Below are 13,581 nucleotides of genomic sequence, written 5' to 3' on the forward strand. Positions count from 1 at the left end.
AATAAATAATATACAATGAAACAATTTACTAAAACAATTCTTGTTTGTGGTATGACATTAATATGCTATACGGGTGGTGATAAAACACTTTTTGCGCAAACAAAAATGATTAATCAGGTGGATTTTTCTCAAGTTCGTATACAGGATGATTTTTGGTCTCCTCGTCTGAAAAAGCATGTTACTAATACACTACCTGTTTGTATAGATCAAATAGAAAATAAAACTGGGCGGATACGGAATTTTGAGAATGCGGCAAAAAACTCAGGGAAGCATTCTGGTATTTTTTATGACGATTCGGATGTTTATAAAGCTTTGGAAGGTATTGCCTATTCACTAATCAATAACCCAAATCCTGAGCTGGAGAAAAAGGCAGATGAATGGATAAATAAAATGGCGGCAGCCCAACTTCCCGATGGATATATCAATACTTTTTATACCCTTACTGGGTTGGATAAACGTTGGACAAATATGGATAAGCATGAGATGTATTGTGCTGGTCATATGATTGAAGCGGCTGTAGCATACTATAAAGCTACGGGAAAGCGTACATTATTGAATGTATCTACACATATGGTAGACCATATGATGACACTTTTTGGACCAAATAAACGTCATTGGGTACCTGGACATGAAGAAATAGAATTGGCTCTTGTAAAATTGGCGCAAACAACAGGGGAATCCAAATACGTGGATTTCGCTAATTGGCTATTGGAGCAACGCGGGCATGGTTATGGTACTAAGGGTGATAAGAGTAATTGGGATAAATCGTATTATCAAGATGAAGTTCCTGTTTCGGAAATGGAAAGTATAGGTGGTCATGCTGTACGTTGTATGTACCTGTATTGTGGTATGGCTGATGTCGCTGCAATCAAACACAACCCTCAATATATTGATGCGCTTAATAGATTGTGGACTGATGTTGTGGAACGAAATATGTATATAACGGGCGGTATAGGTTCATCACGTCACAACGAAGGGTTTACTGAGGACTATGATCTTCCTAATTTAGAAGCTTATTGCGAAACTTGTGCGTCGGTTGGTATGGTATTGTGGAATCATCGTATGAATCAATTCACGGGTGACTCTAAATATATTGATGTACTGGAACGTTCTATGTATAACGGTGCACTGGCAGGTATTTCTCTCAATGGTGATCGCTTTTTTTATGTGAATCCCCTTGAATCCAAGGGAGACCATCATCGTCTTCCATGGTACGGTTGTGCTTGTTGTCCGAGTCAATTATCGCGCTTTCTCCCTTCTATTGGTAACTATATTTACGGTATCTCCGATAATGCTATTTGGGTGAATCTTTATATTGGCAATGTGGCAGAAGTCAATGTGGATGGAGTCCAAGTAGCTATGAAAGAGGAGACGAAATATCCTTGGGATGGAAAAATTAAATTTACTATTAATGCAGATGAAAAAATCAATAAGGAGTTGCGTTTGCGTATTCCTGGATGGTGTAAAAAGTATAATTTATTCATTAATGGAAAGAAAGTTAAAAAACAGGTGGTTGATAAGGGATATGTAGTAATAGCCGAATGGAACTCAGGCGATAATATAGAATTGGATTTTGATATGCCAGTAGAAGTTGTGCAATCTGATATCAGGGTGAAGCAGAATATAGGAAAGCGTGCTATTCAGCGTGGCCCATTGGTTTATTGTATTGAGGATGCTCAAAACAAAGGCACAATTGAAGGAATCCATATTTCTCCAAAGACATCATTTAAGACCAATTTTAATGTGAATCTTCTGAATGGTGTTCAGCAAATTACTGCCAAAGATGGAAAAAAGACTTTTACCCTAATTCCTTACTATGCATGGGATAATATGGAGGCTGGTAACATGAAAGTATGGATTGACTATAAAAAATAGTGAAATTCCTAATATAGGTGATTGTGTACTCCTGTGATAGTTTCTGACAAAAAAAGGTTAATGAAGAAATATAATACATTAATTGGATTATTGTTATCCGCATAGTACTTGCTGATAATTTCATTTGTTCTTAATTAATGATATATAATATAACTATTATGAAAATAAAGCGAATACTGGCTAAGAGGATCTGTTTGATAGCAAAAACTGTGTTGCCAGTTATTATAGGCGGACAATTGTCAGCTCAAACCATGATAGCGGAAAAGGTGAAAGTGTATGCGGTGGCAGATGCACACTTGGATACGCAATGGAATTGGGATATTCAAACCACTATCCGGGAGTACATCTGGAACACTTTGAACCAGAATATCTTTCTTTTAAATAGATATCCTAACTATATTTTCAACTTTGAAGGAGGTGTAAAATATGCTTGGATGAAGGAGTATTATCCTCGTGAATACGAATTAATGAAGACTTTTGTAAAAGCAGGACGTTGGCATGTAAGTGGAGCCAGTTGGGATGCAACTGACACCCTGATTCCTTCTACTGAATCATTTATTCGCAATATTATGTTGGGGCAGGAATTCTATCGTAAAGAATTGGGAGTGGAAAGTACTGACATTTTTTTGCCCGACTGTTTTGGTTTTGGCTGGACACTTCCTACTGTAGCTTCTCATTGTGGGTTGATAGGCTTCTCTTCACAGAAACTAGACTGGCGTACCAATCCTTTTTATGGTGAAAGTAAACATCCTTTCACCATTGGTTTGTGGAGAGGTATAGATGGTGCCTCCATCATGTTAGCTCATGGATATTATTATGGTCACCGCTGGAACAATGAGGATATTTCCAACAATAAGACACTATTAGAGTTTTCCAAACGTACTCCACTGAATACTGTTTACCGTTATTACGGAACGGGTGATATGGGTGGATCTCCCACTATTGCTTCTGTTGCTTCTGTGGAAAAGGGTATTAAAGGAGAAGGACCGTTAGAAATTATCAGTGCCACGAGTGATCAACTGTTCAAATCATACCAACCTTATGATATCCATCCTGAGCTTCCGGTATTCGATGGTGAACTGTTAATGGATGTTCATGGTACAGGTTGTTATACTTCACAGGCTGCTATGAAGCTTTATAATCGTCAAAATGAACTTTTAGGAGATGCAGCAGAGCGAGCCTCTGTAGCTGCTGCCTTGCTTGGGACAGCAGAATATCCGGGAACAAGCCTGACAGAATCATGGCAACGCTTTATCTTCCATCAGTTCCATGATGATTTGACTGGTACTAGTATTCCTCGTGCTTATGAATTCTCTTGGAATGATGAGTTACTTTCTTTGAAGCAATTTTCCGGTATTCTCACTTATGCTGTGAAAAGCGTGGCAAACAATCTTGATACTCAAGTTAAGGGTACTCCTATAGTGTTTTATAATGCTTCCGGTTTTGAGGCTACCGATGTGGTGAGTATAGAGATAGAAACTCCTCGTTTTCCCAAAGAAGTGACTGTGTATAATGAACAAGGTCAAAAGGTAAATTCACAGTTAGTTTCATATACTGATGGAAACGTGCGCCTGTTGGTAGAAGCCACTGTTCCCGCTATGGGCTATGTGGTTTATGATGTACGTTTTTCAGGTAACGGAAAAAGGGTAGCTACTGCTGAAGCCACAAGTATTGAAAATTCACTCTACAAATTGAGGTTAAACGAAAATGGTGATATAATTTCACTGTTCGACAAGAAAAATAGCAAAGAATTGGTGAAAGCCGGCAAAGCTATTCGCTTAGCTCTTTTTACAGAAAATGAATCGTTCTCTTGGCCCGCCTGGGAGGTACTGAAGAAAACTGTAGATAGCACCCCTGTTTCTATTACTAGTAATGTGAAGGTGACTTTGTGCGAGAATGGTAAATTACGTAAAACCCTCTGTGTGGAGAAGTCTCACGGCAACTCTTTTTTTCGCCAATATATTCATCTATATGAAGGTGCGTTGGCGCATCGAATAGATTTCATTAATGAAATAGATTGGCAGTCTACCAATTCTTTATTAAAAGCTGAGTTTCCTTTCAATTTGGATAATGAGAAAGCTACTTACGACTTGGGTGTAGGCAGTGTGCAGAGGGGTAACAATACTTCGACTGCTTACGAAGTATATGCTCAATATTGGGCAGATTTGACAGACAGCAATGGCTCTTATGGGGTTTCTGTGATGAATGACAGTAAGTATGGCTGGGATAAACCTGATAATAACACTTTGCGTCTTACTTTGCTGCATACTCCGAAAACAAAAGAACACTATGCTTATCAAAATTGTCAGGACTTTGGCTATCATACCTTTACTTACAGTCTGATAGGTCATACAGGTACTTTGGATGTAGTACGGGTTCGTGAGGAAGCTGAGTTGTTAAATCAACGCATTAAGGCATTCATTACTGGGAAACATCATGGTGAATTAGGAAAGACTTATTCTTTAGCTTTCTCAAATAATCGGAATGTTCTTATTAAGGCGTTAAAGAAGGCTGAAAGCTCGGATGAATATGTGGTGCGTGTATATGAGACAGGAGGAGAACAGGTACAAGAAGCCTCAATAGTCTTTGCTAATGACATCATAGCGGCTGTAGAGGCAGATGGTACAGAAAAAACTATTGATAAGGCAGAATTCAACAGAAATTGTTTAAAGGTGGTTGTCAATCCCAATAGTATTAAAACTTACAAGATACGCTTTGCCTCCGCGAGAAAAGCGAAAACGGTCGGTAAACCGTTGATTCTTACTTATGACAAAAAGTGCTTCAGCTGGAATGAGTTCAAGACAGCGGCAAACTTTGAGTCTGGTTATTCTTACGCTGCAGAACTAGTTCCGGCTGAGATAAATATGCATGGAGTACCTTTTAAACTGGAAACCTATGAAGAACTTAATGGTATGGCGTGTAAAGGCGATACATTGAAACTGCCTGTAGACAGTGTTTATAATCGTCTTTATATTCTTGCGGCTGCCGCTTCTGAAAAAGATGTGCAGGGAGTATTTCGCGTAGGTAGGTCTGAACAGGAAATTATTGTACCTTCCTATACTGGTTTTATTGGTCAATGGGGACACACAGGACATACGGAAGGTTATTTGAAAGATGTAGAAGTGGCTTATGTGGGTACGCACCGCCATTCAGGTAAAGGTGATCATCCTTATGAGTTTACCTATATGTTCAAATTGGCCATTGATTTACCGGCTAAGGTTACAGAGGTAGTATTGCCTGACAATAAGGATATTGTCATCTTTGCAGCTACTTTGGTCAACGATAATACTTTGTCCGTTTGTCCCGTTTCTAAGTTATTCCGTACAGCAAATAAAAGCGAAACTTGTCAAGTGAAAACTTTAAATCGAAAGATGAACTAATAAAAATGAAATATCACGATATTTTCTAAATAAGGTAGTGTTAGATATCAATTATTTGTATCGTTTTTCTTACTTTTGTTCCCCAAAAACACAAATCAATCATATGAAACAGGACAGAGTTGTATTTTTGGATTATCTGCGAGTTTTTGCTTGCTTTTTAGTGATGATGGTGCATGCCGGTGAAGCGTTTTATGGGGTGGGTGACGTGCCTATTCTTTCAGAATCACACAAACTTTGGATTGCTATCTGGGATGGGATGAGTCGCATTTCAGTGCCTTTGTTTGTTATCACTTCAGCTTATTTGTTGGTTCCTATGAAAGAAAATCAGCCGTGGGGAGAGTTCTTTAAACGGCGTTTTCTCCGTATTTTGCCACCTATGGCTATATTTATGGTTATCTATGCTGTACTTCCGATATGGCAGGATGGGGGAAGTTGGAAAGAAATGTGCGTGGCTATTTGTAAGCTGCCATTAAATTTTCCGATGAATGCTTTTCATCTTTGGTTTATGTATCCTCTTATCGGACTTTACCTGCTTATTCCTATTCTCTCGCCTTGGTTGCGTACAGCTACGGCTAAACAGGAACGTATGTTTTTATATTTGTGGGCGTTGACTACCTGCTTGCCGTTTGTGAATAAATTCTATGGTGATGTGTTGGGGCAGTGTTGGTGGAATCAGTATTATATGCTGTACGATTTCAGTGGTTATCCCGGCTATCTGATTTTGGGACATTATATTCGCTATCACATTGATTGGAGTCGATTCAAACGTTCCGTTATCGGGTTTGTCTGCTTGTTGGGCGGTACATCCTTTACTATTCTTAGCTTTTATCTGCAAGCTAAACCCGGCACCCCTCAACAACTTTCTGATTTGGAAATCGCATGGTGTTTCTGCATAATTAATTGTGTAGTAGCTACTTTTGGGGCATTCTTGTTGTTTACTACTATTCAAAAGGAAAATAGGATTTATGGTCTGATAAAAAGTATTTCCATAAATAGTTACGGTATGTTCCTGATGCATTTGTTATGGTTGCCGTTATGGGTTTCATTTATTCAGCCGCAAACATCCGTTGCAGTAGCTATCCCGCTTATTAGCGTACTTACTTTTATCAGTTGTTATGTCACTACAAAACTTATCTCCTATTTGCCCGGTAGCAAATGGATAATAGGGTAATGATAAATGGGAGTAGAGTTTGCTTCTTACTTTTGTAGGTTATTTTCCGGTACTAAAGTATTTTGCAATCTCCGCTCCTTTGAAGTAGATGACCAATGAACTGACGATTACCAACATACCGGCTACGGTACTGAATGTAGGGTATTCGTCCGCAAGCATCACCCAGCTTAATACAGCCCCAAGAATAGGATTGATGAGGCGGCACATATTGATGTCGCTGACTTTTGTACCTTTGCTCTGTAATGCCATAAACCAAAAACTGAATGCAAAGACAGATATGAACACCAGAATGCCCAGACTGATATAAAATCCGGTAGGCTTGCCAATGAAAGAGTGATACCCCTCTGTTGTTAGTCCTATGATATAGATAAGCAAGCCACCGAAGAACATTTGTACGGCGTTTAGAAAAACAGGATTGATTTTGCCTTTCTCTTCGGATACAGAAATGGCAGAATACCCCTGAAAGATAATGCTGAGTAACAACAGTACAATACCTGTAATACCTTTCCAGTCCAGCGGCTCACCATCACTGCCCATGCCTACAATCAGCAATAGTCCTGCGAGGCTGACGATGAGGCTCACTATTTTATACCCGTTCAACTTGTCATTGCTCGCCAGTAAGTGTGCCAGCAGTACGTTGATAAGAGGTGTCATACCCATGATAATAGACGATATAGCTCCACTTACGAAGTCCACTCCGAAATAGAAGGCGGTATAGCCCATGAACATATTGATGAATACCAGGTTCAGAAACAGTTTGCGGTATTGTTTGATTTCCTGCCACATACCTTTATGCCAAGTATAGGCAAAAAGTAGAATGCCGACACTTGTGAAACGAATACCGGCAAAATTCATCGGAGTGAAATCATAACTAAGCCCTTGCTTGATAAACGGGTTTACAATAGCCCATAGTATAGATGCAAATATAGCATATAGCAGTCCTTTTTTCATGCTTGCAGAAAGTGAGTAGTTTGATAAAATTGGCTGCAAAGATACGTTTTTCTTTTGAATTAAAAGTTAAGCCAGCGTTTGAAAGCACTAAGCTTCTCCTCACTGATTGTTATTTTGTTTTTATAGGGTGGACGCACTGTTACTGATATTTTTCCATTAAAGTAGGGCTCAGCATGGTCTATAACATCGATGCACAGGATAATCTGACGGTTGGCGCGAAAGAATCGGTCCGGATCCAACTGTTCGGAAAGTTTGTTCAGTGATAGGTCGAGTACATATTCCTGATTGTCACGGGTGACTGCAAAGGTTATTTTATTTTCTGAGTAAAAATAGGCGATATCACTGACTTGTAAAGGCCAAAAACGATCGGCACGGTATATGAGGAAACGAGTGCGGTATTGTTTTTCTTCTTTGGATTGTAAAGCGTTTAGTAAGGTTGTCAGGTAGTCTTCGGGGCGTGTATTGCTGTGTTGCTGCAAGCGTTCATATTTATCAATGGCGTCCTGCAAACGCTGTTCATCTATCGGCTTCAGTATATAGTCAATGCTGTTGACTGTAAAAGCGCGGACTGCATACTGATCGTAGGCAGTTGTAAATATGATAGTGGATGAGGGATGAGCAGCTGCCAGAAAGTCGAATGAGTTACCGTCAGCCAGTTGTATATCGAGAAAAAGAAGGTTAGGGTGAGGATGCGAGGCAAACCATTCGGTTGCCTCCTCTACACTACCGGGAATAACTGTGATGTTCCACTCCGGACGTAGGCGGGCAATCATGGAATGTAACAGACGGGCTGCCGGAATTTCATCTTCAATAATGGCAACAGTGGGATTACTCATATAACAAAGGGATTTTTATGGTAAATAGTTCTATTTCGTTTTCGATGATTATATCTTTGCCGGACATCAGTTTACAGCGTTTGGCAAGATTTGCCAGCCCTATTCCGGATGATGTAATGCTTTTCTTGGGGTGCACTGGATTGCTGACAGACAGATATTCACTTTCGATAGAGATAGTGATAACCATAGGCTTGTTGGAGGTAATAGAATTATGCTTAATGACATTTTCAATTAATAATTGTAAGGTGAGGGGAGGTAACATTCTTTCTGTATACTCTGCCGAAACGTTATTTTGGCATGTGAGACAATTACCCAGGCGAACTTCGTGCAAGAACAGATAGGAACGAATAAATTCTAACTCCTCGCCAAGTGTCACCAACATTTTGTCCTGACTTTGCAGCACATAGCGGTAGACACTGGACAGATGCTTGGTAAAGTGTACCGCATTCTTAGGGTCATATTCTATCTCGGCAATGAGGGTGTTAAGGCTATTGAAAAGAAAGTGCGGGTTTAATTGGTTTTGTAGGGCCGTATAGCGCGCCGTATCATTCTCGGCTTGCAATACAGCAGCTTCTTGTTGTAGTTTCAATGCTTTTTGGATAGAACGGTTTGCCAGTAATAATCCCAGAATAACGAGTTCTACAAGCCAGATAGTAATCAGTAGCCACCATCCTCTTGGCTGGATGGCGAATGGATATGTTGCTCCTGCCAGTATTTTGGCACTGGCAAGCAGCCCGTAATTAAGTAACAGGAAGAGCAACATGACTATCAGATAAATGGCAGGAATCTTCCATCGTGAGCGGATATTCACAGCATATTGTGTGCTAATCCATGAACTGAGACGAAGGGTAGCATACCCCAGCACATTGAATGCCAAGATAAAATAGATGAATGCCCCGCGGGAATAGAGTGCGTCAGCAATATGAGGAGATAGATTTGTATAGTCTACCAGAAGGATATAGGAGAAGGCTCCTAATCCAGAGAACAGAATGCCGTATATCAGATTATTCCACTTCATGGGGGACAAAGTTATAATGTTTTGGGAGAATTCAATATCTGTGCAATGCTTTTATCAAACTGGAGTAAGAAGCCTGCGCAGAGACTTTAGCCTGTATGTAGTTTATTTGTGAGGCTTGCCGGTAGTTCTGGGCTTCAATAACTTCCATGATGGATGTTTTCCCTTCTTCATAACGTTCTAATGCTTTTTGTTCATTTTCTCGTGCTTTCTCAAGAGAGTTTCCGGTGAGCTCTACTTGTTTTATAGCTTGTGAAAGGGAAGTGCGTGCAGTTTGTACCTCAAGGTTTACATCATCGGTCACTTTGTTAAGATAGTCGTTTGCCATGCCTACTTTCCAAGCGGAAGAACGCTTTTCGTTGCGTCGTTTGCCCCACTCGAAGATGGGAACGGATAATCTTGCATATATAGCATAGTTGGGATCAAGGTCGGTTTTGAAATCATAGCCGGGAGAAGAGTAGCTACCGTCTACTCCGATGTAAAGTTGTGGTTTGTATTTAGAGTCTGTCAGCTTACCATGGCTTTCGGCTATTTTTATCCGATCGTATGCTATAAGCAGTTCAGGACGGTTACTGCCACCGGACATCATCAGATTATCGGAGAGAGGAACCGTAGGGATGGTATCTTCTACTTTCGTTTCAGCTTCGAGTTTCACACCTATTAAGGAATTGAGTGCCATACGACCGGTTTCAAAATTGTTTTGGGCTTGCAATACTTGATACTCGGCTTCATTGAGTTTTACTTCTGCCATGAGAAGATCTTGGGGATCGACAAGTCCAGCTTCAACACGCTCACGGATAGTATGTGCCAATGAAGCAATAGAGTTACGGTAATCTGTGGCTATGCGCACGAGCTCCAAACGAGCCACGGTATTCCAATATTGCATATCTGTCTGGTAACATACAGAAGATTGGAGCAGTTCTGCCTGATGAATACTCATGGACTGTTGATGTTTTGCCAGACGGATAGATTCAAGGATGCGGCCGCCTGTGTAGAGAGGCTGTGTTAATGACAGAGATGCACCGTATTTCATATCACGCCCCTCGAAAGTGAGAAGGGGCGTTTGGGGAAGATTTATGGTAAGCTCAATCGGATTTCCGGTGTACTGAAAATTTGCATCACCCGATAATTTGGGCTTAAGATCGGCTTTGGCGGCTTTCATCAGTTCCATGCTGGAAGCGATGTTCTTGTCTGCGGCATGCAGATCGTGGTTATAGTTCAGAGCCATTGCCCTATATTTTTCCAGCAGAGAATTCTGCTGGGAAAATACGGGCTGGACACACAAACAACAGAACAGTAAAGTATAGAATGTTTTCATGTTTACTTAGTTTTTATTTTATAGAATAAGATATATAATGCCGGAGTGACAAATAGCGTCAGCAAAGTGGCGAATGTTAATCCGAAAATAATCGTGGCCGCCATACCTCCGAAGGCAATATCAAATAATAATGGAACCATGCCGAGAATTGTGGTTGTGGCCGCCATTAATACAGGACGTGTACGAGAAACGGTAGATTCTATTACGGCTGTATAGGCAGGGACACCGTCGCGGCGTTGTATGTTGATTTCATCTATCAGTACAATCACATTCTTGATAATCATACCCAGTAATCCCAACCAACCTGCAATGGGGAAGAAACCGAATTCGAATCCGGTAAGTAGCATTCCGACAGCAACACCTATAAGTGATAAAGGAAGTATACACAAGATAATGATCGGTTGGCGGAAATTTCCAAACAGCGCTACCAAGATAACAATCAGCATTAGGAATGCCAGTGGAAAGTACTTGGCAATAGCCTGCATGGCTTCACCCTGATCCTTATATTGCGAGTCCCAAAAGAATGTGTAGCCGGTGGGAAGCGGCATGGACTCTATTTCGCTACGGATTTCTCCATGTACCTCTGCCATTGTATGTCCCGGCTTTACGCCGCACATGGCAGCCATACTGAGCTGGCGGTTATAGGTGCGTATTTGAGGAAACTCCCAAGTTGTTTCAATACGTTCCGTTACTTGTGATAAGGGGGCGGAACGTTCACCGTTCCACATGGAGAAGTTGCCTAAAGAGCTGGCATTTGTAATGTTGTATCCTTCGGTTTTCAGCAGAACGGGGACTTTCTTTTCATTGTCACGATAGATGCCTACCGGTACACCGTCACTGATAGATTTAACAGACTGCATCATCTGTGCTTTGGTGATGCCGAGTTCACCCGATTTTACCGGATCGTAAACTGGGCGTATCATCAATGCCATATTTCCCCACTCATTACGGGCGTCCGCTACTTTGGGATTGCAACGCATGATTTCGATTGCCTGCCCAACGAGGGAATCGAGTACAGCCGGGTCAGGACCTAAAAAGCGGGCCTCGATAACGGCTTCTGTCAGCGGACTTAGCTCAAATTTGTTCACTTTGATGAGCGGTTCGGGAAATTTCAGGCGAATAGAGTCTTGTAATGTAGCGTTAAGTTGACGCGATTCTTTCGAGGTGTGGCATTTTACCAGTAATTGCGTATAATTGGACTGTGGTCCGAAAGCCACGTTGGATAGGTAATAACGGGGGGGAGTCCTACCGATAAAGGTGGATACCATTTCCGCTTCTTCGTATGTACGGATATATTCCGCCATATCTTCTGCCATCTTGCTGGTTGCATCAATATTAGTGCCTTCGGGTAGCCAGACATCCACCGTGAAATATTGTTTGTCCAGTGCAGGTACAAATACTTTGGGAATGAATTTAAAACTCCATGCAGAGAGTATTAAAAGCAAAATCATGCAGCCTATTGTGGCATAGCGATGTTTTATAACCCAATGTAGAGAATGGCGGAACATATTATAATACTTCCCGTCGAACAAGGCATTTTTCAGTTCTTCTGGTCGGGGACGGCGTACAAATTCTTGAATGAAGAACGGGGTTTGTGTCAGTGCGAATACCCAGCTAAACATCAATGAAACACCAATAACAATTACCAATGAGGAAAGTAATTCGCCGGTGATATGAGGTGAAAAATAAATAGGCAGGAACGTCAGTATGGCAATGATGGTTGCCGCCAGTAACGGTAGGGCGGTGGATGAACAAGCGCGCATAATGGCGACGCGCTTTCTCATACCCCGTTGCATATTTACCAACGCAGAGTCGGATACCACGATGGCATTATCTACCAACATTCCCATAGCAATAATAATAGCTGCCAATGACATACGCTGAAGGGCGATGTCAGTACACAGCATTACTATCAAGGTGGCGAAAATAGAGAATACCAATCCGCTGCCAATCAGAAGCCCATTCTTCAAACCGATAAAAAAGAGCAGGATTGCAACTACGGTAAGTACGGATATAATGAGATTAAGGATAAAACCCCGGTTGGCAATTGCCGACTCGTATCCCTGATCGTAAATAGTAACCAGTTCAAATCCTTCGGGCATACTTCCCGACAGTCGTTCAAGGGATTCTTTGACAGCAGCTGCCATGTCAACCACATTGCCAGTAGGAACGGTGGAAATGGCAATACCGACAGCAGGCTGCCCGTTGATACGCATTAGGTTGCTTGCCGGAGTCTGATAGCTTTCTTCAATCCGGGTAATGTCTGCCAGACGGAAGTGTTCTCCGGTGTGTGATACAATCGTGAGGTTGCGTATATCGTTCAAAGAATAGAAATTTCCGGTGGACTCAATGCGTAAGCGGTTGGAACCGGCATCTATACCGCCGGCATCCACTACTTTATTTTGAGCTTCGAAAGCACGGGAGATATCTGCCATAGTGATACCGCTACGGGCCATTACAGAAGGACTAACAGAAATATCAATGGTGGGTGTCTGTGTACCGTAGATTTCTACTTTAGCTACGTCCTTTACTTTCAGAATTTCATTTTTTATTAGTTTGGCCTGATTCTCAAGTTCTCGGTAACTGTGTCCACTTCCCGTAAGCCCGTAAAAAACGCCCAATACGTCACCAAAATCATCATTTACAACTGAAGGACCGGCTCCTTCAGGCAGTTTGTTCTGTACATCGTTTACCTTGCGGCGCAGTTTGTCCCAGAGTTGCTGCATCTCGTCGGCACGAGTTTCTTTCTTTACATAAACGGTGATTTTTGATAGTCCGGCACGGTTTTCCGTTTTCAGATAATAGAGTTCACCCAATGCTTGGATAGATTCTTCCAGTATGTCTGTGACTTGTGACTGGACTTCCGAAGGGGATGCTCCCGGATAGGGTGTTAATACCAATGCTTGTTTAATGGTGAACGGGGCATCTTCCAGTTTACCCATTTTGACGTATGCCAGTAATCCGCCTGCCAATACTAATACCAATAACAGGATTGTGACGGATTTCTTCTGTAAAAAGTATTTTACCAGCTTCAT

General features: G+C 41.5%; 8 protein-coding genes. 3 read left to right on the top strand and 5 right to left on the bottom strand.

Annotated features, from left to right (window positions below):
* Positions 1 to 15 precede the first annotated feature (15 nt).
* The 3 genes from DW121_RS05520 to DW121_RS05530 all read left to right on the top strand — a co-directional run bounded on the left by DW121_RS05520 (position 16) and on the right by DW121_RS05530 (position 6,426).
* Positions 16 to 1,875, top strand: a complete 1,860-nt coding sequence (locus DW121_RS05520) for a glycoside hydrolase family 127 protein (RefSeq protein WP_118323223.1) — start codon at positions 16 to 18, stop codon at positions 1,873 to 1,875.
* Between the two features lie 158 nt (positions 1,876 to 2,033).
* Complete coding sequence (locus DW121_RS05525; protein WP_118323289.1) at positions 2,034 to 5,255, top strand: alpha-mannosidase; 3,222 nt, start codon at positions 2,034 to 2,036, stop codon at positions 5,253 to 5,255.
* Positions 5,256 to 5,358: 103 nt separating this feature from the next.
* Positions 5,359 to 6,426 carry an acyltransferase gene (locus DW121_RS05530; RefSeq protein ID WP_117712835.1) on the top strand — a complete coding sequence of 356 codons (1,068 nt, stop codon included), beginning with the start codon at positions 5,359 to 5,361 and terminating at the stop codon, positions 6,424 to 6,426.
* 39 nt (positions 6,427 to 6,465) lie between these two features.
* Here DW121_RS05530 and DW121_RS05535 read toward each other — a convergent pair whose 3' ends face one another.
* The 5 genes from DW121_RS05535 to DW121_RS05555 are packed head-to-tail and all read right to left on the bottom strand — an operon-like array spanning position 6,466 to position 13,581.
* Positions 6,466 to 7,377 (bottom strand): DMT family transporter, encoded by a 912-nt coding sequence (locus DW121_RS05535; protein WP_117712834.1) that lies wholly within the window; start codon positions 7,375 to 7,377, stop codon positions 6,466 to 6,468.
* Positions 7,378 to 7,436: 59 nt separating this feature from the next.
* A complete protein-coding gene (locus DW121_RS05540; protein WP_117712833.1) occupies positions 7,437 to 8,213 on the bottom strand; it encodes a LytR/AlgR family response regulator transcription factor in 777 nt (258 codons plus the stop codon).
* Complete coding sequence (locus DW121_RS05545) at positions 8,206 to 9,231, bottom strand: sensor histidine kinase (RefSeq protein ID WP_118323224.1); 1,026 nt, start codon at positions 9,229 to 9,231, stop codon at positions 8,206 to 8,208. Before DW121_RS05545 ends, DW121_RS05540 begins: the two co-directional genes overlap by 8 nt.
* Before the next feature lie 31 nt (positions 9,232 to 9,262).
* A complete protein-coding gene (locus DW121_RS05550) occupies positions 9,263 to 10,546 on the bottom strand; it encodes a TolC family protein (RefSeq protein WP_117712831.1) in 1,284 nt (427 codons plus the stop codon).
* A gap of 2 nt (positions 10,547 to 10,548) precedes the next feature.
* Positions 10,549 to 13,581: an efflux RND transporter permease subunit gene (locus tag DW121_RS05555; protein ID WP_118323225.1), complete on the bottom strand. Its 3,033-nt coding sequence runs from the start codon at positions 13,579 to 13,581 to the stop codon at positions 10,549 to 10,551.

Origin of the sequence: Bacteroides sp. AM10-21B (assembly GCF_003472565.1) — a bacterium.
Lineage (GTDB): Bacteria > Bacteroidota > Bacteroidia > Bacteroidales > Bacteroidaceae > Bacteroides > Bacteroides propionicigenes.

Excerpts from the sequence above, each read along its gene's own strand:
- DW121_RS05520 (WP_118323223.1), top strand. The coding sequence starts at position 16 with ATGAAACAATTTACTAAAACAATTCTTGTTTGTGGTATGACATTAATA.
- DW121_RS05525 (WP_118323289.1), top strand. The coding sequence starts at position 2,034 with ATGAAAATAAAGCGAATACTGGCTAAGAGGATCTGTTTGATAGCAAAA.
- DW121_RS05530 (WP_117712835.1), top strand. The coding sequence starts at position 5,359 with ATGAAACAGGACAGAGTTGTATTTTTGGATTATCTGCGAGTTTTTGCT.
- DW121_RS05535 (WP_117712834.1), bottom strand. The coding sequence starts at position 7,377 with ATGAAAAAAGGACTGCTATATGCTATATTTGCATCTATACTATGGGCT.
- DW121_RS05540 (WP_117712833.1), bottom strand. The coding sequence starts at position 8,213 with ATGAGTAATCCCACTGTTGCCATTATTGAAGATGAAATTCCGGCAGCC.
- DW121_RS05545 (WP_118323224.1), bottom strand. The coding sequence starts at position 9,231 with ATGAAGTGGAATAATCTGATATACGGCATTCTGTTCTCTGGATTAGGA.
- DW121_RS05550 (WP_117712831.1), bottom strand. The coding sequence starts at position 10,546 with ATGAAAACATTCTATACTTTACTGTTCTGTTGTTTGTGTGTCCAGCCC.
- DW121_RS05555 (WP_118323225.1), bottom strand. The coding sequence starts at position 13,581 with ATGAAGCTGGTAAAATACTTTTTACAGAAGAAATCCGTCACAATCCTG.